General features: G+C 63.4%; 29 protein-coding genes. 26 read left to right on the top strand and 3 right to left on the bottom strand.

Annotated features, from left to right (window positions below; genetic code table 11):
- Positions 1-22 precede the first annotated feature (22 nt).
- The 4 genes from B9Z01_RS03985 to B9Z01_RS03970 are packed head-to-tail and all read left to right on the top strand — an operon-like array spanning position 23 to position 3,169.
- Positions 23-1,072, top strand: coding sequence for an RluA family pseudouridine synthase (locus tag B9Z01_RS03985; RefSeq protein ID WP_085480923.1), 1,050 nt, complete (start codon positions 23-25; stop codon positions 1,070-1,072).
- Positions 1,065-1,724 carry an HAD-IIIA family hydrolase gene (locus tag B9Z01_RS03980; protein WP_085480922.1) on the top strand — a complete coding sequence of 220 codons (660 nt, stop codon included), beginning with the start codon at positions 1,065-1,067 and terminating at the stop codon, positions 1,722-1,724. The genes B9Z01_RS03985 and B9Z01_RS03980 overlap by 8 nt, the downstream gene beginning before the upstream one ends.
- Positions 1,721-2,134 (top strand): Rieske (2Fe-2S) protein, encoded by a 414-nt coding sequence (locus B9Z01_RS03975; RefSeq protein WP_085480921.1) that lies wholly within the window; start codon positions 1,721-1,723, stop codon positions 2,132-2,134. The genes B9Z01_RS03980 and B9Z01_RS03975 overlap by 4 nt, the downstream gene beginning before the upstream one ends.
- A 30-nt stretch (positions 2,135-2,164) precedes the next feature.
- Entirely contained in the window at positions 2,165-3,169 is a 1,005-nt protein-coding gene (locus B9Z01_RS03970; protein WP_085480920.1) for a S49 family peptidase, read from the top strand.
- A gap of 138 nt (positions 3,170-3,307) precedes the next feature.
- Here B9Z01_RS03970 and B9Z01_RS03965 read toward each other — a convergent pair whose 3' ends face one another.
- Together B9Z01_RS03965 and B9Z01_RS03960 are read right to left on the bottom strand one after the other, a co-directional pair.
- Positions 3,308-4,027, bottom strand: coding sequence for an SAM-dependent methyltransferase (locus tag B9Z01_RS03965; protein WP_085480919.1), 720 nt, complete (start codon positions 4,025-4,027; stop codon positions 3,308-3,310).
- Entirely contained in the window at positions 4,024-4,641 is a 618-nt protein-coding gene (locus B9Z01_RS03960; protein WP_085480918.1) for a Maf-like protein, read from the bottom strand. The genes B9Z01_RS03965 and B9Z01_RS03960 overlap by 4 nt, the downstream gene beginning before the upstream one ends.
- Positions 4,642-4,949: 308 nt before the next feature.
- Here B9Z01_RS03960 and B9Z01_RS03955 point away from each other — a divergent pair, with 308 nt between their 5' ends.
- From B9Z01_RS03955 to nagZ, 22 genes are all read left to right on the top strand, one after another.
- The gene (locus B9Z01_RS03955; protein ID WP_085480917.1) at positions 4,950-5,588 is read left to right on the top strand and encodes a DUF177 domain-containing protein; all 639 of its coding nucleotides are present in this window, start codon (positions 4,950-4,952) and stop codon (positions 5,586-5,588) included.
- 100 nt (positions 5,589-5,688) lie between these two features.
- A complete protein-coding gene (rpmF, locus tag B9Z01_RS03950) occupies positions 5,689-5,868 on the top strand; it encodes a 50S ribosomal protein L32 (RefSeq protein ID WP_006051932.1) in 180 nt (59 codons plus the stop codon).
- A 171-nt stretch (positions 5,869-6,039) separates the two neighbouring features.
- Complete coding sequence (gene plsX, locus B9Z01_RS03940; RefSeq protein WP_085480916.1) at positions 6,040-7,146, top strand: phosphate acyltransferase PlsX; 1,107 nt, start codon at positions 6,040-6,042, stop codon at positions 7,144-7,146.
- The gene (locus tag B9Z01_RS03935; protein WP_085480915.1) at positions 7,146-8,135 is read left to right on the top strand and encodes a beta-ketoacyl-ACP synthase III; all 990 of its coding nucleotides are present in this window, start codon (positions 7,146-7,148) and stop codon (positions 8,133-8,135) included. Before plsX ends, B9Z01_RS03935 begins: the two co-directional genes overlap by 1 nt.
- A gap of 131 nt (positions 8,136-8,266) precedes the next feature.
- Positions 8,267-9,202, top strand: a complete 936-nt coding sequence (fabD, locus tag B9Z01_RS03930; protein ID WP_085480914.1) for an ACP S-malonyltransferase — start codon at positions 8,267-8,269, stop codon at positions 9,200-9,202.
- 112 nt (positions 9,203-9,314) lie between these two features.
- Complete coding sequence (fabG, locus tag B9Z01_RS03925) at positions 9,315-10,064, top strand: 3-oxoacyl-ACP reductase FabG (RefSeq protein ID WP_085480913.1); 750 nt, start codon at positions 9,315-9,317, stop codon at positions 10,062-10,064.
- Between the two features lie 151 nt (positions 10,065-10,215).
- Positions 10,216-10,455 carry an acyl carrier protein gene (gene acpP / locus B9Z01_RS03920; RefSeq protein WP_004197638.1) on the top strand — a complete coding sequence of 80 codons (240 nt, stop codon included), beginning with the start codon at positions 10,216-10,218 and terminating at the stop codon, positions 10,453-10,455.
- Between the two features lie 255 nt (positions 10,456-10,710).
- Positions 10,711-11,949 (top strand): beta-ketoacyl-ACP synthase II, encoded by a 1,239-nt coding sequence (fabF, locus tag B9Z01_RS03915; protein WP_085480912.1) that lies wholly within the window; start codon positions 10,711-10,713, stop codon positions 11,947-11,949.
- 83 nt (positions 11,950-12,032) lie between these two features.
- Positions 12,033-12,485: a hypothetical protein gene (locus B9Z01_RS03910; RefSeq protein ID WP_420814641.1), complete on the top strand. Its 453-nt coding sequence runs from the start codon at positions 12,033-12,035 to the stop codon at positions 12,483-12,485.
- Between the two features lie 100 nt (positions 12,486-12,585).
- A complete protein-coding gene (gene rpoE, locus B9Z01_RS03905; protein WP_085480911.1) occupies positions 12,586-13,185 on the top strand; it encodes an RNA polymerase sigma factor RpoE in 600 nt (199 codons plus the stop codon).
- 90 nt (positions 13,186-13,275) lie between these two features.
- Positions 13,276-13,884: a sigma-E factor negative regulatory protein gene (locus B9Z01_RS03900; protein WP_085480910.1), complete on the top strand. Its 609-nt coding sequence runs from the start codon at positions 13,276-13,278 to the stop codon at positions 13,882-13,884.
- Between the two features lie 4 nt (positions 13,885-13,888).
- Positions 13,889-14,929, top strand: a complete 1,041-nt coding sequence (locus tag B9Z01_RS03895; protein ID WP_085481174.1) for a MucB/RseB C-terminal domain-containing protein — start codon at positions 13,889-13,891, stop codon at positions 14,927-14,929.
- Positions 14,930-14,966: 37 nt separating this feature from the next.
- Positions 14,967-16,490: a DegQ family serine endoprotease gene (locus B9Z01_RS03890; protein WP_085480909.1), complete on the top strand. Its 1,524-nt coding sequence runs from the start codon at positions 14,967-14,969 to the stop codon at positions 16,488-16,490.
- The gene (locus B9Z01_RS03885; RefSeq protein WP_085480908.1) at positions 16,487-16,741 is read left to right on the top strand and encodes a glutaredoxin family protein; all 255 of its coding nucleotides are present in this window, start codon (positions 16,487-16,489) and stop codon (positions 16,739-16,741) included. Before B9Z01_RS03890 ends, B9Z01_RS03885 begins: the two co-directional genes overlap by 4 nt.
- Positions 16,742-16,992: 251 nt before the next feature.
- Entirely contained in the window at positions 16,993-18,786 is a 1,794-nt protein-coding gene (gene lepA, locus B9Z01_RS03880; protein WP_085480907.1) for a translation elongation factor 4, read from the top strand.
- 18 nt (positions 18,787-18,804) lie between these two features.
- On the top strand, positions 18,805-19,698 hold the full coding sequence (gene lepB, locus B9Z01_RS03875; RefSeq protein WP_085480906.1) for a signal peptidase I: 894 nt from the start codon (positions 18,805-18,807) through the stop codon (positions 19,696-19,698).
- 173 nt (positions 19,699-19,871) lie between these two features.
- Positions 19,872-21,194 carry a ribonuclease III gene (gene rnc / locus B9Z01_RS03870; protein WP_085480905.1) on the top strand — a complete coding sequence of 441 codons (1,323 nt, stop codon included), beginning with the start codon at positions 19,872-19,874 and terminating at the stop codon, positions 21,192-21,194.
- A 54-nt stretch (positions 21,195-21,248) separates the two neighbouring features.
- Positions 21,249-22,148: a GTPase Era gene (gene era, locus B9Z01_RS03865; RefSeq protein ID WP_143808808.1), complete on the top strand. Its 900-nt coding sequence runs from the start codon at positions 21,249-21,251 to the stop codon at positions 22,146-22,148.
- Positions 22,135-23,040 (top strand): DNA repair protein RecO, encoded by a 906-nt coding sequence (recO, locus tag B9Z01_RS03860; RefSeq protein ID WP_085480903.1) that lies wholly within the window; start codon positions 22,135-22,137, stop codon positions 23,038-23,040. The genes era and recO overlap by 14 nt, the downstream gene beginning before the upstream one ends.
- Complete coding sequence (gene pdxJ / locus B9Z01_RS03855; RefSeq protein WP_085480902.1) at positions 23,037-23,801, top strand: pyridoxine 5'-phosphate synthase; 765 nt, start codon at positions 23,037-23,039, stop codon at positions 23,799-23,801. Before recO ends, pdxJ begins: the two co-directional genes overlap by 4 nt.
- Positions 23,802-23,818: 17 nt before the next feature.
- The gene (acpS, locus tag B9Z01_RS03850; RefSeq protein WP_085481173.1) at positions 23,819-24,316 is read left to right on the top strand and encodes a holo-ACP synthase; all 498 of its coding nucleotides are present in this window, start codon (positions 23,819-23,821) and stop codon (positions 24,314-24,316) included.
- An 86-nt stretch (positions 24,317-24,402) separates the two neighbouring features.
- On the top strand, positions 24,403-25,431 hold the full coding sequence (nagZ, locus tag B9Z01_RS03845; protein WP_085480901.1) for a beta-N-acetylhexosaminidase: 1,029 nt from the start codon (positions 24,403-24,405) through the stop codon (positions 25,429-25,431).
- Positions 25,432-25,614: 183 nt separating this feature from the next.
- Here nagZ and B9Z01_RS03840 read toward each other — a convergent pair whose 3' ends face one another.
- Positions 25,615-26,997: a sigma-54-dependent transcriptional regulator gene (locus B9Z01_RS03840; RefSeq protein ID WP_085480900.1), complete on the bottom strand. Its 1,383-nt coding sequence runs from the start codon at positions 26,995-26,997 to the stop codon at positions 25,615-25,617.
- Positions 26,998-26,999 lie beyond the last annotated feature (2 nt).

Below are 26,999 nucleotides of genomic sequence, written 5' to 3'. Positions count from 1 at the left end.
TGCTGGGCAAATTATATTCAGAATGAAAGAGTTAGGCAAAACATCCCAGAGATCGGTTTCACGCGCGGTTCCAGGCGCGGTGGCGAGCGACCAGGTCTCGCTGATCGAGATCGATGACGGCTCAGCCGGTCAGCGTATCGACAATTTCCTGCTGCGCGTGTGCAAAGGCGTGCCCAAAAGCCATATTTACCGCATCCTGCGTAGCGGCGAGGTGCGCGTCAACAAGGGCCGGATCGACGCGCAGTACCGGCTCGAGTTGGGCGATCTGGTGCGCGTACCGCCCATCCGCGTCGCGCAGCAGAATGAAGCCGCGGCGCACGTGCCGGTGCCCGCCGGCGGTTTTCCCATCATTTTCGAAGACGAACATCTGCTCGTGATCGACAAGCCGGCTGGCGTGGCGGTCCACGGCGGCAGCGGCGTCGCGTTCGGCGTGATCGAGCAGATGCGCGAGGCGCGGCCGCAGGCGAAATTCCTCGAACTCGTGCATCGGCTCGACCGCGAGACCTCGGGCATCCTGATGCTCGCGAAAAAGCGCGCGGCGCTCGTCAATCTGCACGAACAGATTCGCGATAACAAAATGGACAAGCGCTACTATGCGTGCGTCCACGGCGAGTGGGCGGGCGACTGGGGCCGCCGCCGCGCGGTCAAGGCGCCGTTGCACAAGTACGTGACGTCGGACGGCGAGCGGCGTGTGCGCGTGCAGCCGGACGGGCTCGCGTCGCACACGGTTTTCAATCTGATCGACCGCTGGCCGGAGTACGCGCTGCTCGAGGCCGAGCTGAAGACCGGCCGCACGCACCAGATTCGCGTGCATCTGCAGCATCTGGAGCTGCCGATCGTCGGCGACGCCAAATATGGCGATTTCGCGCTGAACAAGGCGCTGGCGCGCGCCAACGCGAAGCCGGGCATCAAGCGCATGTTCCTGCACGCGTACCGGCTGAAGCTCACGCACCCGGCCACTGGCGCGCCGCTGCAACTCGAGGCGCCGCTGCCGGCCGACTGTCGCGGCTTCATCGCACAACTCAATGAACTACGCACTGGGTCCAACCCGGAGACGACACCGCATGGCTAGAGAGCAATTTGATCTGATTGTGTTTGACTGGGATGGCACGTTGATGGATTCGACCGTGCACATCACACGCAGCATCCAGGCGGCGTGCCGCGACCTCGGCCTGCCGGTCCCCGCCGACGAGGCCGCGAGCTACGTGATCGGCCTCGGTTTGCGCGACGCGCTGCAACTTGCGGCGCCGACGCTCGATCCGGCCGACTATCCGCGCCTATCGGAGCGCTACCGCTTCCATTATCTGGTGAAGGATCAGACCACCGAGCTGTTTTCAGGCGTGCGGGAAATGCTGCAGGAATTGCGCGATCAGGGCTATCTGCTGGCCGTGGCGACCGGCAAGAGCCGCGTCGGGCTGAACCGCGCGCTCGACCAGGCGCGCCTCACGAGCCTGTTCGACGGCACGCGCTGCGCCGACGAAACGTTCTCGAAGCCGCATCCCGCAATGCTGCACGAATTGACCCGCGAATTGGGGCAGGATACGGCGCGCACGGTCATGATCGGCGATACGACACACGACCTGCAAATGGCGATCAACGCCGGCGTGGCGGGAATCGGCGTGACTTACGGCGCGCATCCGGCCAACTCGCTGAGCGCGATGTCGCCGAAATTCGTCGCGTCGAGCGTGAGCGATCTGTCGGGCTGGCTGCGGGAGAACGCATGAGCAGCGGCGACGCGGGCGCTACCACTGCCGCGGCGCAGGCCGTGCGCATCTGCGCCGCGGAAGGGCTGGTCGACGGCGGCGCGGGCATCCGGCACGACGCGCGGCTCGGCGGCCACGACGTCGTGGTGTTCTTCATTCGCTACGAGGGCCGCGCGTACGGCTATCTGAACCGCTGCGCCCACGTGCCGATGGAGCTCGACTGGTCGGAGGGACAGTTCTTCGAATCGTCCGGTTTATACTTGATGTGCGCCACACATGGCGCGATTTACGCGCCGGATACGGGCAAATGCGTCGGTGGTCCGTGCCGCGGCGGTAGATTGCGTCCGGTTCAGGTCGAGGAACGTGATACGCCCGAAGGCCGTGCGGTATTCTGGCTGCCGGACGGCGAACTGCTGCCGTCCGCGCCCTGACTTTCCTTTTCCCCTCTTTCCACTGTCCGCATGTCCGATAATTTGACACCCGAGCCGAAGGAACCCACCCTGAGCGGACGTCCCCGTACGCCTGCCGACGAGCCGGGGTGGGAACGAGCCGCGCTCGAGCGTATCGCGCTCGCGGCGATCACCGAGCAGCGCGCCGCGCGGCGCTGGCGAATTTTCTTCCGCTTCGTTTTGCTGATCGTCTTTGCGCTGGTTGTATGGGGTGCGGTCAGCTTCTCCGGCGAGCGAGTCGCCACGAGCGGCCGTCATACGGCGATGGTGACGCTTGACGGCGAAATCGCGACTGATACGAGTGCGAACGCGGAAGATATCAACACCGCCCTGGATAGCGCGTTCGAAGACTCCGACACGGCCGGCGTGATCCTCTATTGCAACAGTCCCGGCGGCAGTCCGGTGCAGGCGGGCATTATCAATAGCGAGATTCGGCGCTTGCGCGGCAAGTATCCGTCGATCCCGCTCTATGTCGTGGTGGGCGACATGTGTGCGTCGGGCGGCTATTACGCTGCCGCTGCAGCCGACAAGATTTACGTCGACAAGGCGAGCATCGTCGGTTCGATCGGCGTGCTGATGGAAGGCTTCGGCTTTACCGGCCTGATGGACAAGCTCGGCATTCAGCGCCGGTTGCACACATCGGGTGAGAACAAGGGCTTTTTCGATCCGTTCTCGCCGGAAACGCCGAAGATGGACGAACATGCGCAGCAAATGCTCGATCAGATTCACGCGCAGTTCATCGACGCGGTGCGTCAGGGGCGCGGCAAGCGTCTGCATGAGACGCCCGATATGTTCTCGGGCCTGTTCTGGACGGGGCAGAAGAGCGTCGAGCTAGGGCTGGCCGATGGTTTCGGCGATGCCGATTACGTCGCGCGCGAGATTTTCAAGGCGCCGGATATCGTCGATTACACGGTAAAAGAGAGCATTACGGACCGTGTCGCGCGCAAGTTCGGCGCGGCGGTCGGCGCCGGCGCTGTTCGGGCAATGGCGCTTGGTGCGAAGCTGAACGTGCACTGAGCCGCGGTTGGTTCGTTCTTGACCCGCTAATAAGAAAGAAGAAAGCCCGTGCAATCATCGCTGATTGCGCGGGCTTTTGTCTGTATCGCGCGGGTTTCTCGCGCAGCCTGTCTGCCGGCCGGTGCCGGGCCGCCGCGCTCAGGCCGCCAGAATCAGGAAAATGGCCGGCCGTTTGTGCAGGTCGATCTCCGGCTTCTTCTTCCAATCCGCGACGGTGCGACTCGCGACGGTTTCCGTCGGCAACGTCAGGTCGACGGCCACGCAGACGAGCGTCGACGGCGCGCAGGTCGCCAGCAGGGTGTCCAGCAGTGCGCGATTCCGGTAAGGCGTCTCGATGAAAATCTGCGTCTGCTTGCCCTTGCGTGACTGTTGCTCCAGATCGCGCAGGCGCTTGGCGCGTTCGGTCGCGTCGACCGGCAGATAGCCGTGGAACGCGAAGCTCTGGCCATTGAGTCCGGAGGCCATTAGCGCGAGCAGGATCGAACTCGGTCCAACGAGCGGCACGACCTTCACGCCACGCTCGTGCGCGCGCCGCACCAGCAGCGCGCCTGGATCCGCAACCGCCGGGCAGCCGGCTTCCGAGACGAGACCCGCGTCGGTGCCTGCGAGCAGCGGGGCGAGCAGACGGTCGATCTCGCCAGCGGGCGTGTTGACGTTCAGTTCACGAATCTCGATCTCCTGGATCGGCCGTTGCGTGCCGACTTTTTTCAGGAACGCACGCGTGGTTTTCGCGTTTTCGCCAATGTAGTAATGCAGCGACGCAGCGCGGGCGCGCACCGGCGCTGGCAGCACGGCGTCGAGCGCATGCGCGTCGCCTTCGCCGAGCGTGTTAGGAATCAGATAGAGCGTGCCGTTCATCGAGCCTCCAGAAGCGGATAACCAGCCGCGAGCAGCATGCGCGACAGTGCGATCAGCGGCAGACCGACGAGTGCGGTCGGATCGTCGGAATGGATGGCGTCCAGCAGCGCGATGCCGAGTCCTTCAGATTTGGCGCTGCCCGCCACGTCGTATGGCGTCTCGGCGCGCAGATAGGCGTCGAGCGCGGCGTCCGGCAGATCGCGGAAGCGCACGCGGGTAATCACGTCGACGGTCTGCACCGAGTCCGCGGCGCTGTCGAACAGGCACAGCGCACTATGGAACAGCACTTCGCGGCCGCGCATCGCCTGCAACTGCGCGAGCGCTTTGTCGTGGGTGCCCGGCTTGCCGATCTGCAAGCCGTCGTAGGTGGCGACCTGGTCGGAGCCGATCACGAGCGCGCGCTCGCCGGCCCCAAGCCCTGTAGCGACCGCGCGGGCCTTGGCTTCGGAGAGGCGCAACGCGGTTGCTTCGGGGGTTTCGCCGGCGAGCGGCGTTTCGTCGATCGCGGGTACGACGACATCGAACGGCACGTGCAGGCGTTCGAGCAGCTCGCGGCGATACGGCGAACTCGACGCCAGAATCAGGCGTGGCGGGCGTTTGGGGGAATCGGGCATGATTGATGGACGGCTAAGGAGGCGGGTCGTACGGGGCCGCGCGGAGCTTGTGCGCGTACGGGCTTAAGTGTTTGACTCGAAAAGACAAAACGGATATGATTTCGGGCTTTTCACGGTATGCTTGCGCTTGAAGGGCTTGGGCGTGTTCAGCGGTTTTCGGCGGTCCAATAAGTTGAAGAAGGTTCGCGAACAGCGTTGAACGTAACGGCTGCAAGCCCCGCGGGCTGTCTCGCAAAGCGGTTTATCTTCGCGGCGGATTGACCTCCGCGGATCACCCCGGCAACATGCTTGCCGACGCAGGAGCGCACATGACTCAACATCCTGGCAAACCTGCAGGTCTGTCCGACCCGCATGAACTCGATCTGTTCGAATTTGCGCGAAGTGGGCGTCAGGCCGCGGGTATCGTGCGCGTCTCGCAACTGCCGCGCATGTTAAACGAAGTCCCGGCGGATGCGCCAGATCGCGATACCGCGTTCACGTGGCAAGCCGAAGGGACGACGCAGCCGGAATTGCAGGACGACGGCACTGAAGGTCCCCAGCCTTATCTGAGGATGGCGATTCATGGTGCCGCGTGGCTCGAATGTCAGCGGTGCCTGAGGCCGTATTCGCAGACGTTCAACGTCGATGCAACTTACCGGATCGTCAATACGGAGGCGGAAGCCGAAGAGTTTCCGCTCGACGAGGATGAAGTCGAGGTGATCGTGGGCTCGCGCCAGTTCGATCTCATCGACTTGATCGAAGAAGAGTTGCTGCTTTCCTTGCCGCTCGTGCCCAAGCACGAGGTCTGTCCCGAAGTGCACGAGAGCCTTGTCTCGGGTACGGACGGCAGCGAAGGTGAGGACGAGGCTGGCGAAGGCGGTGAGCCCGAGCAGTCCGATGAGCGGACCAATCCGTTCGCGGCGCTCGAAAGTCTCAAGCGCGACGAGCCGGGTGACAAGAAGCACTGAACAGTTGCAGGGAGCGCGATGCGGGCGCATTGGCCATTCGGCCAGTGGCGGAGACCGTGCCGTGCTGTGTTAGAATTCGGAAAATTTTTAGGAGTTAGTCATGGCAGTTCAACAAAATAAGAAGTCGCCGTCGAAGCGCGGCATGCACCGTTCGCACGATTTCCTCACGGCAGCGCCGCTGGCCGTCGAACCGAGCACGGGCGAAGTGCATCTGCGTCACCACGTTAGCCCGAACGGCTACTATCGCGGCAAGAAAGTCGTCAAGACGAAGAACGACTAATCGTTCATTGCGTTGCGCCCTTCGGCGTTTCGCGTGACGATCGGCTCGCTTGACATTTTCCCGGTTCGGCAAGAAGGCGGCATTCAACTGCCGCTTTTTTGTGTCGATCGCAATTGGCGGTTTGGCGCTTACTGCGGTCCCATGCAGAGCGCCTGAAATTCGTCGCACTCCATGACAGTAAAGCTCACGATAGATTGCATGGGAGGCGACCACGGCCCGTCCGTGACCGTTCCCGCTGCCGTCAACTTCGTTCGTTCGCATCCCGACGCGCAGTTGCTGCTCGTCGGCATTGAAAGTGCGATTCGTGCGCAGCTAAAGAAGTTGAAGGCTCAGAATCTGCCGGCGCTGAGCGTCGTGCCCGCTTCCGAGGTCGTCGCAATGGACGACCCGGTCGAGGTCGCGCTGCGCAAGAAAAAAGATTCGTCCATGCGTGTGGCGCTGAACCGCGTCAAGGAAGGCGAGGCGCAAGCCTGCATTTCCGCCGGCAACACCGGCGCGCTGATGGCGGTCTCGCGTTATGTGCTGAAAACGCTGCCGGGCATCGAACGCCCGGCCATCGCGTTCGCATTGCCCAACCCCAATGGCTATACGATGATGCTCGACCTGGGCGCCAACGTCGACTGCGAGCCGCAGCATCTGCTGCAATTCGCCGAGATGGGGCACGCGCTCGTGTCCGCGCTCGAGGGCAAGGAGCGGCCCACCATCGGGCTGCTCAACATCGGCGAAGAAGTCATCAAGGGCAATGACATCATCAAGCGCGCGGGCGAACTGCTGCGCGCGAGCACTCTGAACTTTCACGGCAACGTCGAAGGCGACGATATCTATAAGGGCACGGTCGACGTTATCGTCTGCGACGGTTTCGTCGGCAACGTCGCGCTGAAGACGTCGGAAGGTCTCGCGCAGATGCTGTCCAATATCATCAAGGAAGAGTTCGGCCGCTCGTGGCTCACCAAGGTGATGGCCGTGCTCGCGTTGCCGGTATTGATGCGTTTCAAGAAACGCGTCGATCATCGGCAATACAATGGCGCCGCGCTGCTGGGCTTGCGCGGCCTCGTCATCAAAAGCCACGGTTCCGCCGATGCCTATGCGTTTGAGTGGGCCATCAAACGCGGGTATGATGCCGTCAAAAACGGCGTGCTGGAGCGCCTTGCGCGAGCGATGGAAGAGAACTCGAGTTCTCTCGAACAGGCGGCGCGCGACGCAAGCGGTGCGGGTCACGCAAGCCCGATCGCAGGCCAGCCGGCCGAGCCCTACGCTGCGCAATCCTCGAAGGCATAATGGCTCAATCCACAATCTACTCCCGCGTACTGGGCACCGGCAGCTACCTGCCGCCCAATCGCGTCACCAATCAGGATCTGGCTGAACGTCTTGCCAGAGAGGGCGTCGAGACGAGCGACGAATGGATCGTCGCGCGCACGGGTATCCATGCGCGCCACTTCGCCGAGCCCGATGTCACGACGAGCGACCTTTCCCTGATCGCGGCGCAACGCGCGATCGAAGCGGCCGATATCGACCCGCAATCGATCGACCTCATCATCGTCGCCACCTCCACGCCCGACTTCGTGTTTCCGAGCACGGCCTGCCTGCTGCAGAACAAGCTCGGCATCAAGAATCATGGTGCCGCGTTCGACGTGCAGGCCGTCTGCTCCGGCTTCGCTTACGCGGTCGCGACGGCGGACAGCTTCATCCGCAGCGGCCAGCATCGCACGGCGCTCGTGATCGGCGCGGAAACCTTCTCGCGCATTCTCGACTTCAAGGATCGCACCACCTGCGTGCTGTTCGGCGACGGCGCGGGCGCTGTGATCCTGCAGGCGTCCGAAGAGCCGGGCGTGCTGGCAAGCGCGCTGCACGCGGACGGCAGCCACTCGAACATTCTCTGCACGCCGGGCAACGTGAACGGCGGCGTGGTGACGGGCAGCGCGTTCCTGTATATGGACGGCCAGGCCGTGTTCAAGCTCGCCGTCAACGTGCTCGAAAAGGTCGCGGTCGAAGCGCTCGAGAAAGCCAATCTGAAGCCCGAGCAGGTTGACTGGCTGATTCCGCATCAGGCGAACATCCGCATCATGCAAAGCACTTGCCGCAAGCTCGGCTTGCCGCAGGAGCGCATGGTCGTCACAGTGGACGAGCACGGCAATACGTCGGCGGCGTCCATTCCGCTCGCACTCGACGTCGCGGTGCGCGACGGCCGCATCAAGCGCGGTCAGAACGTGCTGATCGAAGGCGTCGGCGGCGGCTTTACGTGGGGCGCGTCGGTTATCCGCTACTAGGCGCGGCGACGCATCGAGGCGCGCCGCTTGCGGCGCCCGCTCGGCTGGCGTGCTGCTCGCGCCGCGCGGGAACCGCTTGCCGCGGCCACATCCGCGCGGCCACATCCGATTAAACCGATTTTGGGGACGATATGAAATTCGCGTTCGTTTTTCCTGGGCAGGGCTCGCAGGCGGTCGGCATGCTCAACGCATTTGCCGATCACGCGCTCGTGCGCGAGACGGTTCAGGAAGCCTCCGACGCACTCAATCAGGACCTCGGCAAGCTGATCGCCGAAGGCCCTGCCGAAGATCTCAATCTCACCACCAACACCCAGCCGGTCATGCTGACCGCCGCTTACGCGATCTATCGCGCGTGGCAGCAGGCTGGCGGCCCGGCGCCCGCGATCGTCGCGGGCCATAGCCTCGGCGAATACACGGCGCTCGTCGCTGCCGGCGCGATTGCGTTTCGCGATGCGGTGCCGCTCGTGCGCTTTCGCGCGCAGGCGATGCAAACGGCGGTGCCCGTCGGCGAAGGCGGCATGGCCGCGATTCTCGGTCTCGACGACGACACGGTGCGCGCGGTGTGCGCGGAAGCGTCGGCCGTGGGCGTCGTCGAGGCGGTCAACTTCAATGCGCCGGCGCAGGTCGTGATCGCGGGCCACAAGGCCGCGGTCGAGAAGGCCTGCGAAGTCGCGAAGGCGAAAGGCGCGAAGCGCGCGCTGCCGCTGCCGGTCTCGGCGCCGTTCCACTCGTCGCTGCTCAAGCCCGCGTCGGACCAATTGCGCGAATACCTCGCGAGCGTCGACGTGCGAGTGCCGTCGATTCCGGTCATCAACAACGTCGACGTTGCCATCGTCAACGAACCGGCCGGCATCAAGGACGCGCTCGTGCGCCAGGCGGCCGGTCCGGTGCGCTGGGTCGAATGCGTCCAGGCGATGGCCGCACAGGGCGTCACGCACGTGATCGAGTGTGGTCCGGGCAAAGTCCTTGCGGGCCTGACCCGGCGTATCGACGGCAACCTCGCTGGCGCATCGGTGTTCGATCCGGCTTCGCTCGAAGAAACGTTGAAGCTCGTGACGGCAGGCTGAGCGTGTGCTCCGCCAGCGCGTGAGGCGCAGCGGAGCAAGACTGCAGCGCGCCTCGACGCCGACCCACATCAGGAATCAATCAGCCCTTTGCGAAGGGCATCCGGACTGACAGATGGAAAAGACTCTCGACAAGCAGATCGCAATCGTGACGGGCGCTTCGCGCGGCATCGGCCGTGCGATCGCGATGGAACTGGCGCGCCAGGGCGCGACGGTGATCGGCACCGCAACGAGCGAAAGCGGCGCCGCCGCGATCACGGAGGCGTTTAACGCAGCCGGCGTGAACGGCCGGGGCGCCGTGCTCAACGTGAACGACGCGGCCGCGGCCGAAGCGCTGATCGACGGCACGGTGAAGGAATTCGGCGCGCTGCACGTGCTCGTGAACAACGCGGGCATCACGCAGGACCAGCTCGCGATGCGCATGAAGGACGACGACTGGGACGCAGTGATCGACACCAACCTGAAGTCGGTGTTCCGCCTCTCGCGCGCGGTGCTGCGCCCGATGATGAAAGCGAAGGGTGGCCGCATCATCAACATCACCTCGGTGGTCGGCTCGGCCGGCAACCCGGGGCAGATCAACTATGCAGCCGCGAAGGCCGGCGTCGCGGGCATGACGCGCGCTCTTGCGCGCGAGATCGGCAGCCGCGGCATCACCGTGAACTGCGTGGCGCCGGGCTTCATCGATACCGATATGACGAAGGCGTTGGCGGAAGAGCAGCAGACCGCGCTCAAGACGCAGATTCCACTCGGCCGTCTCGGCAGCCCGGAAGACATTGCGCATGCGGTCGCGTTTCTCGCGTCGCCGCAAGCGGGCTACATCACCGGCACGACGCTGCACGTGAACGGCGGCATGTATATGCAGTAGCCAAATTCGGTTACTATCCGCGCCTTGATGCGTTTGTAAAAGCACGAGGCGCATGCCTTGACAGGAACCCGATGCGCGGCTTTTTTGCCGGGTCAAACCTGATAAAATGCGCGCACCTGTATTTTTGAACTTCTTTTCCCTTGGAGGGGTAATGGACAATATCGAACAGCGCGTCAAGAAGATCGTCGCGGAACAACTGGGCGTTGCGGAAGCGGAAATCAAGAACGAAGCGTCGTTCGTGAACGATCTCGGCGCCGACTCGCTCGACACCGTCGAACTCGTGATGGCCCTCGAAGACGAATTCGGCATGGAAATTCCGGATGAAGAAGCCGAGAAGATCACGACCGTTCAGCAAGCGATCGACTACGCTCGCGCGAACGTCAAGGCCTAAGGTCATTCGCGCCTGCGTTTCTGCACGGGCCGCGCATGACGCCCTGCCGTGCCGCCTGTCGGCGCCAGCGGGGCTGGCGCTGTTGGGCGTGTCCGTTGGCACACCATGTGCCGCGCCGTTTGCCATGCAGGAGGCAGCGATGTTGACAGCGCACTTTTCCGCGCGATTGCCGACTTAACAGCCACAGGGCACGCAGGGCAGATTCCTGTGGCCGCTGTGGCTTTTGCTTTTGTCATCTATGAAAAAGGGGTTACCGTGAGCCGCCGTCGTGTTGTTGTTACAGGCCTGGGGCTGATTTCGCCTGTTGGCAATAATGTTGCCGACGGCTGGGCCAATCTGGTCGCCGGCAAATCTGGGATTGCCAATATCACGAAGTTCGATGCGTCGAACTTTTCGACTCGTTTCGCCGGCGAGGTGAAGGGCTTCAATATCGAGGACTACATCCCCGGTAAGGAAGCGCGCCACATGGATACGTTCATCCATTACGGCGTGGCTGCGGGCATCCAGGCGATGCAGGACAGCGGCCTCGAAGTCACCGACGAGAATTCGGAGCGTATTGGCGTGGTGGTCGGTTCGGGCATCGGCGGTCTGCCGATGATCGAAATCACGCAAACCGAATTGCTCAATCGCGGCCCTCGCCGTATTTCGCCGTTCTTCGTGCCGGCCTCGATCATCAACATGATCTCCGGGCACCTGTCGATCAAGTTCGGTATCAAGGGGCCGAATCTTTCCATCGTCACCGCCTGTACGACGGGATTGCACTGCATCGGCGAGGCTTCGCGCCTGATCGAATACGGCGACGCCGACGTGATGATCGCGGGCGGCGCGGAATCGACCGTGTCGCCGCTCGGCATCGGCGGCTTCGCGGCGGCGCGCGCGCTGTCGCAACGCAATGACGATCCGGCGACCGCGAGCCGTCCGTGGGACAAGGATCGCGACGGCTTCGTGCTCGGCGAGGGCGCGGGCGTGATGGTGCTCGAAGAGTACGAGCACGCGAAGGCGCGCGGCGCGAAGATTTATGCGGAAGTCAGCGGCTACGGCATGAGCGGCGACGCCTATCATATGACCGCGCCGCTCGAAGACGGCGACGGCGCACGCCGCTGCATGCTGGCCGCGCTCAGGAACGCGGGCATCAACGTCGATCAGGTGAGCTACCTGAACGCACACGGCACGTCCACGCCGCTTGGCGACCTCGCGGAAACGACCGGCATCAAGCGCGCGTTCGGAGACCACGCCAAAAACATGGTCGTGAATTCGACCAAGTCGATGACGGGTCACCTGCTAGGCGGCGCCGGCGGTCTGGAGTCGGTGTTTACGGTGCTGGCCGTGCATCATCAGGTCTCGCCGCCAACCATCAACATCTTCAATCAGGACCCGGAGTGCGATCTCGATTACTGCGCGAACACCGCGCGGGAAATGAAGATCGACGTTGCGCTGAAGAACTCGTTCGGGTTCGGCGGCACGAACGGCACGCTGGTCTTCAAGCGCGCCTGATCGCCTGATAACGGGTGACGCGCCAGTCAACGACGCCGGCTTCGCCGGCGCTTTCCCCCGAGGCCGCAACGTCTGGCGGGGCGATGCAGCGGATTGCGCTGCGTCGCTCGTTCGCCATGCGAGCCGTCCTCGGGCTTTTCGTGCTGACTGCGACGTTAGCTGTTCACACCTGCCTCGCGTTGCAACTGGGTGCGTGGCGGGCCGCTCCGTTGACGCTCGCCGTGGCCGCGTTGCTCGCGCTTTGCGCGGCGAGGCATGAGCGGGCGCAGCCGGTTGCGCTCCAGATCGGGCTGCGCAGCGGACTCGGCGAGTTATCCGCCTGGAACCGGGCGGGCACGCTGCTCGCGCGAGGCCGCGTAGTCGGCTGTTCGCAGTGGAGCGGCCGTTTGCTGATCCTCGCGATCGAGCCTGAGGAAGGGCGCTCGCGCGATTGCGCACATGGCCGCGCGCGCACCTTGCTGCTTGCGGCCGATGCGCTTCCAGTCCCTGTTTTCCGGGAACTTTCCGTGCTGGGCCGGCGCGCGGCCGGCGCCTGACTGTAACGACTGTAACCGCTGTTACCGGAGTAACGTCCCTCATTGACGGGACGCTACAATGGTGCCCCGCCATGCGCCCAATAGTTAACGGATTTATCAGGTGAGCGAAAAAGAAATTGATCAGGTGCTGGTCGAGCGCGTCCAGAAGGGCGACAAGGCCGCGTTCGAGCTTCTGGTCGCCAAATACCACCGCAAGATTCTCCGGCTGATCTCGCGCCTCGTGCGGGATCCCGCCGAAGTCGAAGATGTCGCGCAGGACGCCTTTATCAAGGCGTATCGCGCATTGCCGCAGTTTCGCGGGGAATCGGCGTTTTATACGTGGTTGTACCGGATTGCGGTCAACACCGCGAAGAACTACCTTGCCACCCAAGGCCGGCGGGCGCCGACCTCGACCGAAGCGGATGCTGAAGAAGCTGAAACTTTCTCCGACGCCGACCAACTAAGGGATATCAACACGCCCGAGTCGATGTTGATGAGCAAGCAGATCGCCGAGACGGTCAATGCTGCGATGGCGGTTTTACCGGAAGAATTGCGCACCGCCATTACTCTTCGAGAAATTGAGGGTTTGAGCTACGAGGAAATCGCTGAAATGATGGGTTGCCCAATTGGCACAGTCAGATCACGAATTTTTCGCGCTCGCGAGGCCATTGCGGCAAAATTGCGTCCGTTGCTTGACACACCTGAAGGCAAACGCTGGTAACGTTCAAGGCGTCCAGCGGCCGAGCGGGGCAGCGGCGCAATATCTGGTTTAGTGGTGTCACTACGGGGTATTTGTAAGATGGAGAGCATCATGGGGTCGGTCTCGATGCAATCGCAAGCGGGCTCGCATGGCGAGCGTCTGTCCGCTTTTGTCGACGGTGAGCTGTTCAGCGAAGAGCATTTGAATCTGGACAAGTTTCTTTCCGGGCTGGACGGCGAAGATCGTGCCGTGTGGTCGAGCTACCACCTGATCGGCGATGCGCTGCGTTCCGACGATCTGGCAGTCAACCCCGCAAGGAGCAGCGCATTTCTGAGCGGCTTCGCCGCGCGTCTCGAAAACGAGCCACACCTGCTCGCACCCGCCGCGGTGCCTGTCGCGCGCCGGTTGCTCGGGTTGCGCCGCCGCGTCGTGCCTGCCTTTGCGGTTGCCGCGGCGGCCGCCACGCTGACATGGATCGTCGTGCCGCAATTGCAGGGCGTGCCGGGCGGCGCGGGCGCGCAACTCGCGTCGGTCCAGTCGCACGGCGACGCGGTCCAGCGTGTCGCGATGGCGTCGGTGCCGTCGCAGGACTCCAACATCATCCGCGACGCCAGCCTCGATCAATATCTCGAAGCTCACCAGCAGTTCGGGCAGCAACCGGTCATGGCCAGTTCGATGCCGGTGATTCGCGCTGCCTCAGTCTCCACGCAGGGCCAATAGTTTGATGCAGACTTCGCGGTTGAATAAAACGACTATCTGGGGGCGGTTGCCGGCATTCCTGTTCTGCGCAGCCGTATTGTTGTCCACCACGCCGCGGGTCTTCGCACAAGACGATCCGGCCGTCACCCGTCGCACGGCGGCGGAACTGCTCGATCGCATCCATCAGGCTGCCCAGCAGCAGAACTATGAGGGCGCGTTCGTCTACCAGCGCGGCAATTTCGTGCAGACGTCGCGCATCGCGCATTACTCCACGCGTACGGACGGCGAATTCGAGCTGCTCGAAAGCCTCGACGGCAAGCCGCGCAAAATGCTCCGTCATAACGACGACATGTACACGTTCGTGCCGGAGCGGCATCTCGTGGTCGTCGAAAAGCGTCAGAACAAGGACTCGTTCCCCGCGCTGCTGGCCGTGAGCGGCGAGCAGGTGCTGTCCGTCTACGAGCCGAAGATGCTCGGCGATGATCGCGTCGCGGGTGTCGACAGCCTCGTCATGGAGCTCGATCCGAAAGACGCGTACCGTTTCGCGTACAAGCTGTGGGCCGACAAAAAGACCGGCTTGTTGCTGCGCGCGCAGACACTCGACTCGAGTGGCCAGGTGCTCGAACAACTGTCGTTTTCTCAGGTGAGCATCGGCGTGCCGGTCGACAAGGCGGGCATCGTCAACGGCATTCGCAATCTGGCGGGATGGACCGTCGTGCGTCCGCCGGTCGAGCCGGTCGACATGGCCGCGCAAGGCTGGCAGATCACGCCGTCGGTGCAGGGTTTTCACATGATCCGCCAGTTGCGCCGCCCAATGGCGTCGCGCGAAGCGGGGCAGCCGCCCATTCCGGTCGATCAGGCGGTGTTTTCCGACGGCCTTGCGGCCATTTCAGTGTTCGTCGAGCCAGTCGAGAACAATTCACGCAAGGAAGGCACGGGCGATAGTGGCGCAACGCACGTACTGGTCAAGCGCCAGGGCAACTTCTGGATTACCCTGCTTGGTGAAGTGCCCCAAACCACATTGCAGCAATTCGCGTCTGCCATAGAATACAAAGCTCCGAAGTAATCCTTCCGAATCCTGAAATCCCTCGGCTTGCTACGATATGACGACTTTCTCGGTGCGCAAATTCCTCGCGGCCGTCGTGGTGGCGGCGTGTCTGCCGCTCGTACCGCATATGGCGTCGGCTGCTCCCGCCGCCAATCTGCCTGACTTCACCGACCTCGTCGACAAGGTCGGCCCGGCGGTCGTCAACATTCGCACGACAACGCGCGTGTCGAGCAGCAGTTCGCGCGGCGGCCTGCCTCCGGGGATGGACGACGGCGACATGTCCGAATTCTTCCGCCGCTTCTTCGGTATTCCGTTGCCGCAATCGCCGCAATCGCCGGGCTCCCCCGGTTCCCCGCGCGGTGGTGACAACGGCGATAACGGTGGCAGTGGCGGTAGCCAGGATACGCCGGACAACAACGATCCCGAGCAGAACAGTGGAGTCGGCTCGGGCTTCATCCTGTCGGCGGACGGCTACGTGATGACCAATGCGCATGTGGTCGACGACGCGGACACGATTTACGTCACGCTGACCGACAAGCGCGAATTCAAGGCGAAGCTGATCGGCGTCGACGACCGGACCGACGTCGCGGTCGTGAAGATCAACGCGGCGAATCTGCCGACCATCACGATCGGCGATTCGAACAAGGTGCGCGTCGGCGAATGGGTCGTCGCGATCGGCTCACCGTTTGGGCTCGAGAACACGGTGACCGCTGGCATCGTCAGCGCGAAGGGGCGCGATACCGGCGACTATCTGCCGTTCATCCAGACCGACGTCGCCGTCAATCCAGGCAACTCGGGCGGTCCGCTGATCAACATGCAGGGCGAGGTGATCGGCATCAACTCGCAAATCTACAGCCGTACCGGCGGGTTCATGGGCATTTCGTTCGCGATTCCGATCGACGAAGCGATGCGTGTGGCCGACCAGCTGAAGAGTTCGGGCAAGGTGGTGCGCGGCCGTATCGCGGTGGCGATCGGCGAAGTCACGAAAGACGTTGCCGATTCGCTCGGTCTGCCCAAGGCGCAAGGAGCGCTCGTCAGCAGTGTCGAGCCGGGCGGTCCCGCGGACAAGGCCGGCGTGCAGCCTGGCGACATCATCCTGAAGTTCAACGGTCATTCGGTCGACACCGCGACGGATCTGCCGCGCATGGTCGGCGATATGAAGCCGGGCACGAACGCGACGATCACGATCTGGCGCAAGGGCCAAACGCGCGAGTTGCCGGTCACGATCGCTGAAATGCAGTCTGAAAAGGTCGCGAAAGAGGATCAGAAGAAGCCGCAGACGCCGAAGCCGCGCGCGACGAACGCGCTCGGTATTGCCGTCAGCGATATTCCCGCCGATCAGCAAAAGGCGCTGAAGATCCACAACGGCGTGCAAATCGACGCGGTCGACGGTCCGGCCGTGCGCGTCGGGCTGCAAAAGGGCGACATCATTCTGCGGGTGGGCGATACGGACGTCACGAGCGCGAAGCAGTTCGACGACCTGACTTCGCACCTCGATCCGCAGAAGATGGTCGCGCTGCTGGTTCGCCGTGGCGAAAACACGCAGTTCGTGCCGATCCGCCCACGCACGCAGAAATGACGAACATGGCATCGCTCACGCTCTACGGGCGCGCGTGGTGCCATCTCTGCGAAGACATGCGCGCCGCGCTCGAACCGCTGTTGATCGAGTTCGGCGCGCAGGTGAGCGTGATCGACGTCGACACCGATCCGCTACTGGAAGCGCGTTACAACGAACGGGTGCCGGTTCTGGTTTGCGACGGCGTCGAGTTGTGTCACTACCATCTCGACGAGGCGCGCGTGCGGGCCGCGCTTGCCGTGCACCTGCAATAGGGGTCGCGCATGCGTCGTGTGTGTCGCGTACAACTTTGACGTCGTGAGACGGCATCTCCGGCGCATCGTTCACACGAGCCCTTAATGTCGCCCACGTCGAATTTCTCGCATCTTCCGCACCGTCTTTGGGCCTGGCCTTTGCAAGATGCGCCGGCCGATAGCCTTTTCGGCTAAAATAGATAGGATTTTCACCTACTTACAAGGCGTGCTCCGCTATTGTCGGGCGCGCCTTTTCGCTTGATCGGCACTGAATGGATCATATTCGTAACTTCTCGATCATTGCGCACATCGACCATGGCAAGTCGACGCTCGCCGATCGCATCATCCAGATTTGCGGCGGCCTGTCCGACCGCGAGATGGAGTCCCAGGTGCTCGACTCGATGGATCTCGAGCGCGAGCGCGGCATTACCATCAAGGCACAAACCGCCGCATTGACCTATCGCGCACGCGACGGGCAGGTCTACAACCTGAACATGATCGACACGCCGGGCCACGTCGACTTCTCATACGAAGTCAGCCGCTCGCTGTCCGCATGCGAAGGCGCGTTGCTGGTCGTCGACGCGAGCCAGGGCGTGGAGGCGCAAACCGTCGCCAACTGCTACACGGCGATCGAACTCGGCGTCGAAGTGATTCCGGTGTTGAACAAGATCGACCTGCCGGCCGCGAACCCTGAAAATGCGATCGCCGAAATCGAGGACGTGATCGGCATCGACGCGACCGACGCGACGCATTGCAGCGCGAAGACCGGCGTCGGCGTCGAAGACGTGCTCGAAGCGCTGATCGCGAAAGTGCCGCCGCCGAAAGGCGATCCGGCTGCGCCGCTGCAGGCGCTCATCATCGACTCGTGGTTCGACAACTACGTCGGCGTCGTGATGCTCGTGCGCATCGTCAACGGCACGCTGCGTCCGAAGGACAAGATCCGTCTGATGGCGACCGGCGCGCAGTACCCGGTCGAGCATATCGGCGTGTTCACGCCGAAGTCGAAGAATCTCGAATCGCTGTCGGCGGGGCAGGTGGGCTTCATCATCGCGGGCATCAAGGAGCTCGCGGCGGCGAAGGTCGGCGACACCGTCACGCTCGTGAACCAGCCGGCAGCCCAGCCGCTACCCGGTTTCAAGGAAGTGAAGCCGCAGGTGTTCGCGGGTCTCTACCCGGTCGAAGCGAACCAGTACGACGCGCTGCGCGACTCGCTCGAAAAGCTCAAGCTCAACGACGCGTCGCTGCAATACGAACCGGAAGTGTCGCAGGCGCTCGGGTTCGGTTTCCGTTGCGGCTTCCTTGGGCTCCTGCACATGGAAATCGTGCAGGAACGTCTCGAGCGCGAGTTCGACATGGACCTGATTACGACGGCGCCGACCGTGGTCTACGAAGTCCTGCAGCGCGACGGCACGACCATCATGGTCGAGAACCCCGCCAAGATGCCGGAGCCGTCGAAGATCGAGGAAGTGCGCGAGCCGATCGTCACCGTGAACCTGTACATGCCGCAAGACTATGTCGGCGCGGTGATCACGCTGTGCACGCAGAAGCGCGGCAACCAGATCAACATGCAGTACCACGGCCGTCAGGTTCAGCTCACGTATGAGATCCCGATGGGCGAGGTCGTGCTCGATTTCTTCGATCGTCTGAAGTCGATCTCGCGCGGCTATGCGTCGATGGATTACGAGTTCAAGGAATACCGCGCGTCCGACGTCGTGAAGGTCGACATGCTGATCAACGGCGACAAGGTCGATGCGCTCTCGGTCATCGTGCACCGTTCGCAAAGCCAGTATCGCGGTCGCGAGGTGGCGGCGAAAATGCGCGAGCTGATTCCGCGCCAGATGTACGACGTGGCGGTGCAGGCCACGATCGGTTCGAACATCATTGCGCGCGAAAACATTAAAGCGTTGCGTAAGAACGTGCTGGCAAAATGCTACGGCGGCGACATCACGCGTAAGAAGAAGCTGCTCGAAAAGCAAAAGGCAGGCAAGAAGCGAATGAAGCAGGTGGGCTCGGTCGAGATTCCGCAAGAAGCTTTCCTCGCGATCCTGCGTGTCGAAGACAAATAAGTTGAATAACGGAACCCTATGAATTTTGCGCTGATTCTTTTTGTGCTCGTCGTTTTGACGGGCGTCGCATGGGTCGCGGACAAACTGGTTTTCCTGCCGAAACGGCGCCGCGCGGCGGAAGCCGCGGTCGCCGAATTCGACCGTCAGCAGGCACGCATCGGCGAGCGTTTCGCCGATGAAAACGCCGCGCAAACGCGCGCGCGCCTGCGCGACGACAAGCTGCGTCAGCCGTGGTGGCTCGAATATACGGCGAGCTTTTTCCCGGTGATCCTGGTGGTGTTCGTCGTGCGCTCGTTCGTCGTCGAACCGTTCAAGATTCCGTCGGGTTCGATGGTGCCAACGCTGCTCGTGGGCGACTTCATTCTCGTCAACAAATTCGAATACGGCCTGCGTATGCCGATCACCAATACGAAGCTCACGCAGGGCAGTCCGGTCCAGCGCGGCGACGTGGTGGTGTTCCGTTATCCGAAGGACGAATCGGTCGACTACATCAAGCGCGTGATCGGTCTGCCGGGCGACGTGATCGCCTATCAGGACAAGAAACTCACGATCAACGGCAAGCCGGTGCCGGAAACGCCGCTGCCCGATTATCTCGACGAAGAACGCCTTGGTTATGCGAAGCAGTTCGAAGAAGATATCGACGGCCGCAAGAACGCGATTCTGAATAATCCAGCCGTGCCGCCGTTTATCATCGGCGCCGAAGATTATCCGTACCGCGATAACTGCACGTACAACGAACACGGCGTGATCTGCAAAGTGCCGCCGGGCAATTACTTCATGATGGGCGACAACCGCGACAACAGTGCGGATAGCCGTTACTGGGGCTTTGCGCCTGATCGCAATATCGTTGGCCGCGCATTTTTCATCTGGATGAACTTCAGCGATCTGCGACGCATCGGCCCATTTCAGTGAGCTCTCAGCGTTGATCGCATCGCACGCCGCGCGGATAACCAGTACCTCGGTTAGAACGGTCGCGGCGTGTTCTCACGCTACTTTAAGAATTCGCGGTAACGTCGCTTCACCACGCTTTTTCCGCAGGCGCCCCGCGTTTCCGCCGGGGTCGGCGCCCGCGTTATACTCTGCCCATGCCCCAATCTCCGTTGGAAAGCCGTTTGCGCTACGAATTTCGCAATGCGGAATTGCTGCGCCAGGCTTTGACCCATCGCAGTCATAGCTCCACGCATAACGAACGGCTCGAATTTCTCGGCGACTCCGTTCTGAATTGCGCGGTGGCTGCGCTTTTGTTCCAACGTTTCAGCAAACTCGACGAAGGCGATCTGTCGCGCGTACGAGCCAATCTGGTCAAACAGCAGTCGCTTTACGAAATCGCTCAGGCGCTCAATATTTCAGAAGGCTTGCGGCTCGGCGAGGGCGAACTGCGCAGCGGCGGCTTCCGCCGGCCGTCGATTCTCGCGGATACGCTCGAAGCGGTGCTCGGCGCGATCTTCCTCGACGGTGGCTTCGACGCCGCGCAGACGGTCATCAAGCGCCTTTATGTGCCGATTCTGGACCATATCGATCCACGCACGCTCGGCAAGGACGCGAAGACGCTGCTGCAGGAATATCTGCAAGGTCACAAGATCGCGCTGCCCACCTATACGGTGGTTGCGACTCATGGTGCGGCGCACAATCAGCAATTCGAAGTCGAATGCACGGTGCCGAAGCTCGACGTGAAGGTGTCCGGATCGGGCGCGAGCCGTCGCGCGGCGGAGCAGGCGGCCGCCAAGAAGGCGCTCGACGAGGTAATGGCCGCGGCGCCCGCCGTCGTTGCGAAACCGAAGCGCTCGAAGGGTGCGCGCGCGGCGAAAAACGCCGAACTGGAGATCGTGCCTGGCGTGACCGGCGTTCAGGCCGCGCTTGATTTGCGCTCGCCGGACCGCAAGAACGAGCGCGGCACGGTGCGTGGCGAGGCACGCGCGGCGGTTGCGCTCGAAGCGCATGCCGGCAAGCCCGCCACGGAAAAGCCCGCGCCTGAAAAAGCGGCCGAGCGCGCAGTGCCGGCTAACACCGGCGCGCCGCTGGCGGTGATCCGCGCCGCGCACGTCGAATACAGCGGTCAGGGGCAGGACCGGGCCGAGCGCGCCGAGAAAGCCGACAAGGCCAGCGCCCACACGGGCGACAAAACCGGCGAGAAAATTGGCGACAAGCCAGACGAAAAAGCCGCGGAGAAGGTTTCCGCCGACAAACCCGCAGCGAACCACGCCGCTGAACCCAAAGCCGAGCCCAAAGCCGAGTCCAAAGCCGAAGCCGCCCCCGCGCGTGGCGCGGAGCGTCAGCGCAACCGCGAAGCCGCGCCCGGCGTCAGCGCGGCGCCCGTGCCGGTCGCGTCGGTTGCCCCGGCACCAGCCGAACACGAACCCGGCGTTGCCGACGCGGTGCACACGCGCGTCGCCGACGCGGGCCATTGATTGCCATCGGCACGCGCTTCGCGTGCGCCGAATCGAACCTGCTGTAGTCCGAATATGAACGCTCCCACTCCCACTGGTTTTCGCTGCGGCATGGTCGCGATCGTCGGCCGCCCGAACGTCGGCAAATCCACGCTGATGAATGCGCTGGTCGGCCAGAAAGTCAGTATCACGTCGCGCAAGGCGCAGACCACGCGCCATCGCATCACCGGCATCAACACGGTCGAAGACGCGCAGTACGTGTTCGTCGACACACCCGGTTTCCAGACCAAACACAGCGGCGCGCTCAACCGCTCGCTCAATCGCGCGGTGACCTCGACGCTCACTTCGGTCGACGCGATCCTGTTCGTGATCGAAGCGGGCCGCTTCGGCCCGGACGACCAGAAGGTGCTCGACCTGATTCCGTCGTCGGTGCCGACGCTGCTGATCGCGAACAAACTCGATCGCGTGTCGGACAAGGACACGCTGTTCCCGTTCATGCAGCAGATGAGCGCACTGCACGAGTTCAGCGAGATCGTGCCGCTGTCGGCGAAAAATCCCGACGACATCAAGCGCCTGATGGCGACCATCAAGCCGTTCCTGCCCGAAGGCCAGCCGATCTACGGTGAGGACGACCTGACCGATCGCAGCGAGCGCTTCCTCGCCGCGGAAATCCTGCGCGAAAAAGTGTTCCGTTGGACCGGCGACGAGTTGCCGTACACGAGCACCGTGCTGATCGACAAGTTCGAAACCGAAGGGCGCTTGCGCCGCATTTTCGCGACCATTCTGGTGGAGCGTGACACGCACAAGGCGATGATCATCGGCCAGAAGGGCGCGAAGCTGAAGCAGATCAGCACCGAGGCGCGGCTCGACATGGAGAAGCTGTTCGACGGGCCGATCTACCTCGAAACCTTCGTCAAGGTGAAGAGCGGCTGGGCCGACAACGAAGCCGGGCTTCGTGCGTATGGGTACGAATGACGCGTGGATGACGCTGAATTCCGGCGCAGCTTCGGACGACCCGGAGCACGAGCCGTCGCGGCCTGCGCGTAGCGCGAGGAAATCCCCGGCCAAGGCCAAAAACGCGTCAGAGGATGGCGAGCCGCGCGGCGAGACACGCAAAACGCCGGCGCGCCGAACGCCACGCACATCCTCTTCCGAATACCGGATCGCGGAGCAGCCCGCTTTCGTGCTGCATAGCTATCCGTATCGCGAGACGAGTCTCATCATCGACGTGCTCTCACGCGATCACGGCCGTCTCGCGCTCGTCGCGAAGGGCGCGAAGCGCCCGCACTCCGCGTTGCGCGGCGTGCTGCAAACCTTCCAACCGCTTGCGCTCGCGTGGTCGGGCAAATCCGAAGTGCGCACGCTGACCGGCGCCGAATGGGTCGGCGGCATGCTGCCCTTGAGCGGCGACGCGCTGCTCTGCGGTTTCTACGTCAACGAACTGCTCGTGCGTTTCTGCGCGCGCGAAGACCCGCATCCGCAGTTGTTCCACCACTACGTCGTCACGCTGACGCGTCTCGCGCACGACGAGCCGCCCGTGCAGGTGCTGCGCTCGTTCGAGCGCGTGCTGCTGCGCGAAACCGGCTACGCGCTCGCGCTCGATCGCACCGTCACGCGCAAAGCGGTGCTTGCCGAAGGCCGCTACGTGTTCGATCCCGAGCGCGGCGTGCGCGAGGCGTCGGACGAATGGCCCGCACAGTGGCCCGTGATCGCGGGACAGACCTTGCTCGATATGGAACAGGACGATTACCATCGAGCGCAGACCGTGGCGCAAAGCAAAACGCTGATGCGCTTTCTGCTCAACACCTATCTTGGCGGTACGCCGCTTGCGACCCGCCAGATCCTGATCGACCTGCAGAACCTATGAGCTTCTTTCTTACGTCGCCCACCGTGATCGACCTCGGCGTGAACATCGATCACGTCGCCACGCTGCGCAATGCGCGCGGCACGTCCTATCCCGATCCGATCCGCGCCGCGCTGATGGCCGAGGAGGCCGGCGCCGACGCGATCACGCTGCATCTGCGCGAAGACCGCCGGCATATCGTCGACGCCGACGTGCGCAAGCTGCGCCCGCTCCTGAAGACGCGCATGAATCTCGAATGCGCGGTCACGCAGGAGATGCTCGACATCGCGTGCGAAGTCCAGCCGCACGACGTGTGCCTCGTGCCCGAAAAGCGCCAGGAGCTGACGACCGAAGGCGGGCTCGATGTCGCCGGCCAGTTCGAGGCAGTGCGCGCCGCATGCAAGCAACTCGCGGATGCGAACTCGCGCGTGTCGCTCTTCATCGACCCGGAAGAAACGCAGATTCGCGCCGCGCACGAAGCCGGCGCACCGGTGATCGAGCTGCACACGGGCCGTTACGCCGAAGCGCACGATCCCGCCGAACAGCAGCGCGAATACGAGCGCATCGTGCGCGTGGTCGAATTCGGCGCGACGCTCGGCCTCAAGGTCAACGCGGGCCATGGTCTGCACTACACGAACGTGCAGCAGATCGCGGCGATCGACGGCATCGTCGAACTCAATATCGGCCACGCAATCGTCGCGCACGCGATCTTCGCGGGCTGGGACAACGCGGTGCGCGAGATGAAGGCGATCATGGTCGCCGCGCGTCTCGGCGCACGCGCATAACCCGGGCGGACATGCGCATGGCGATCTACGGCATCGGTACCGACATCGTTCAGGTAAGCCGCGTGGCCGCGGTGATGACACGCACCAACGGCCGGTTCGCGGAGAAGGTGCTCGGTCCCGACGAACTGCGTGTCTACCGTGCGCGCGAAGCGCGTTCGGCGGCGCGCGGCCTCGCGTTTCTCGCGACGCGCTTCTCGGCGAAAGAGGCGTTCTCGAAGGCGATCGGCCTCGGCATGCACTGGCCTATGAGCTGGCGCGCGCTGCAAACGCTCAACAAGCCGAGCGGCGAGCCGATGGTGGTCGCTTCCGGCGAGCTGGCCGACTGGCTCGAGGCGCGCGGCATTACCGCGCGCGTGACGATCAGCGATGAGCACGATTACGCGGTGTCGTTCGTGATCGCGGAGACGGGGGGCGAGACGGATACCGCGTTCACGCGGCCGGAATCGTCCGCCCAATCGACTCAAGCGGCTCACTCGGCTCAAGCGGTTCGATCGGCCCAAGCGGCCACCGAATAGCGAACAACGTTGAACGCGGCTCGGCTCATGCGAGCGGCGTTCGTCTTTGCCTCAGGCTCCCTTAGCTTCTTTCCCGGCGGAATTCGATGAAAACCACTCCTGGACCGGTGATGCTCGACGTAGTCGGCAAAACGCTGAACCACGACGACCGACGCCGCCTCGCTCACCAGATGACCGGTGGCGTGATCCTGTTCGCGCGCCACTACGAGAGCCGCGCGCAACTGGTTGCGCTGACCGATTCGATTCGCGCGATCCGCAAGGATCTGCTGATCGCCGTCGACCACGAAGGCGGCCGCGTGCAGCGCTTTCGCACGGATGGCTTCACGGTGCTGCCGTCGATGGGCAAGCTCGGCGCGCTGTGGGACATCGACGTGTTGCACGCGACCAAAGTGGCAACGGCGGTCGGCTATATTCTCGCCGCGGAACTGCGCGCGTGCGGCATCGACATGAGCTTTACACCAGTGCTCGACCTCGATTACGGGCATTCGCAGGTGATCGGCGATCGCGCATTCCATAGCGATCCGCGCGTGGTGGCGCTGCTCGCGAAGAGCCTCAATCACGGCCTCGCGCTCGCCGGCATGAGCAATTGCGGCAAGCACTTCCCGGGGCACGGCTTCGCGCAGGCGGACTCGCATGTCGCGATGCCGGTCGACGAACGCTCGCTGGAAGACATCCTGTGCGACGACGTCGCGCCTTACGACTGGCTCGGTCTGTCGCTCGGGGCCGTGTTGCCCGCGCACGTCGTCTATCCGAAGGTCGATGCGAAGCCGGCTGGTTTTTCGCGCATCTGGCTGCAGGACATTCTGCGCAAGAAGCTGCGCTTCGACGGCGCGATTTTCAGCGACGATCTGTCGATGGACGCCGCGCGTCAGGGCGGCACGCTGACCGAGGGTGCGCGCGCCGCGCTCGAGGCCGGCTGCGATATGGTGCTGATCTGCAATCAGCCGCACGAAGCGGAGAAGGTGCTCGACGCGCTGCGCCATAAGCCGTCGAAGGAATCGCGGCAGCGCTTGAAGCGCATGCAGCCGCGCGGCAAGGCGCTCAAGTGGAGCAGGCTGATGGCCGAGCCGCGATACGTGGAAGCACAGGCGTTGCTGCGCAGCGCATTTGCGTGATTGTTTTCAGTGAGTGTTTTCGTGGAGAAGGCCAGGCTGGACGAATAAGACCCCGCCCATAGAGCCACGAAAAAATAAAGCCACAAAAATCCGTGCAAAAAAATGGCGCCTTGAAGCGAGTCAAGGCGCCATTTTTATTGGCTTCGGCGGTGAGTCACAGTCACCGAAGCCGGTGTGCGAATCTCAGTTCAGGCGCATCCGCTGCAACTTGTTGTAAAGCGTCTTCGGACTGATCCCGAGCAGCGACGCCGCGCGATGCCGCGTGCCGCCCACCGCGTCGAGCGTCGCGCGAATCAGCATTTCCTCGACGTCCGCGAGCGGTGTGCCGACGGTCACCTGCACGCGGCTGCCGTTCAGATCGCGGCTCCCCGCCGAGACGGCCTCGTCGGCTCGCAGCGACTCGATCACGTCGCCCGATGCCAGGTACGCGCGCCGCACGCGCTCCTGCAATTCGCGCACGTTGCCAGGCCACTCGTAGGCGAGACATTCGCGCAGGAAGTTCGGCCCCGGCTGCTTCGCGACCTCGGCCGTGTCGCGCGCGACGGCTTGCTGGTTGAGTTCGTCGACAACTGCCTGCGCGATCAGTACCGGATCGTCGCCGCGTTCGCGCAGCGGCGGCAGCGTCACCGCGGCGGCTTCGAGGCGCAGCGCGAGATCCTGATGCAGGCTGCCATCGGCGACTGCCGCGCGCGGTGGTTTGCGCGTCGACGCGATCAGCCGGAAGTCGGTCACGATCTGATTGGTGCCGCCGATCCGCATGAACATTTGCGAATCGAGCGCGCGCAGCAGCGCTTCCTGCTGCACGCGCGGCAACTCGGTGATTTCGTCGATGAACAGCGTGCCGCCGCTTGCCTGCTCGAACAGGCCCGACTCGCGCTGCTCGGCGCCGCCGAACGCGCCGCGTTCGTGACCGAACAACAGGCTGTCGAGCGAGCGACTTGCCGCACCGGCCGCCGTGCTGCGGCAGTCGAATGCGACGAACGGGCCTTTGCGGCGCCGGCTCATGTCGTGCAGCGTGCGTGCGGCGACTCGTTTGCCGGTGCCGGCTTCGCCGGAAATCAGCACGGCGGCTTCGGTCGGCGCGAGATGTTCGATCGTGTCGTAGACGTGCTGGATCGCGCCGCTGCGGCCGAGCATCGAGCCGAAGCGGCCGAGTTCGCGCAACGACGCGCGCAGCGTCTGCACTTCCTCGGTCAGCTCATAGGGGCGCGGGATGCGCGCGAGCAGGCTGCGCAGGCGCGGTATGTTGACCGGCTTGAGCAGATAGTCCCAGATGCCGTGCCGCAAGCCCTCGATCGCGCTCTCGACCGTCGCGTTGCCGGTCATCACGATCACCGGCAGCGCGCCGCCTGGCGGATGCGCGGGCAGATGCTGCAACAGATCGAGACCGCTGCCGTCCGGCAGGTTCAGGTCGACCAGCACGACGTCGGGAATGAAGCGCGTCAGCGCCGTCCGAGCCTCGGCGAGGGTGGTCGCGGTGTCGACGGAGAAGCCGTCGGCGGCGAGGATCGCGGATAGACCGGACAAGCTATTGGGATCGTCTTCAACAATTAATGCGTGTGGCATGG

Source organism: Paraburkholderia susongensis, assembly GCF_900177725.1.
Classification (GTDB): domain Bacteria; phylum Pseudomonadota; class Gammaproteobacteria; order Burkholderiales; family Burkholderiaceae; genus Paraburkholderia; species Paraburkholderia susongensis.
This window is presented reverse-complemented; position numbering and strand designations above follow the sequence as displayed.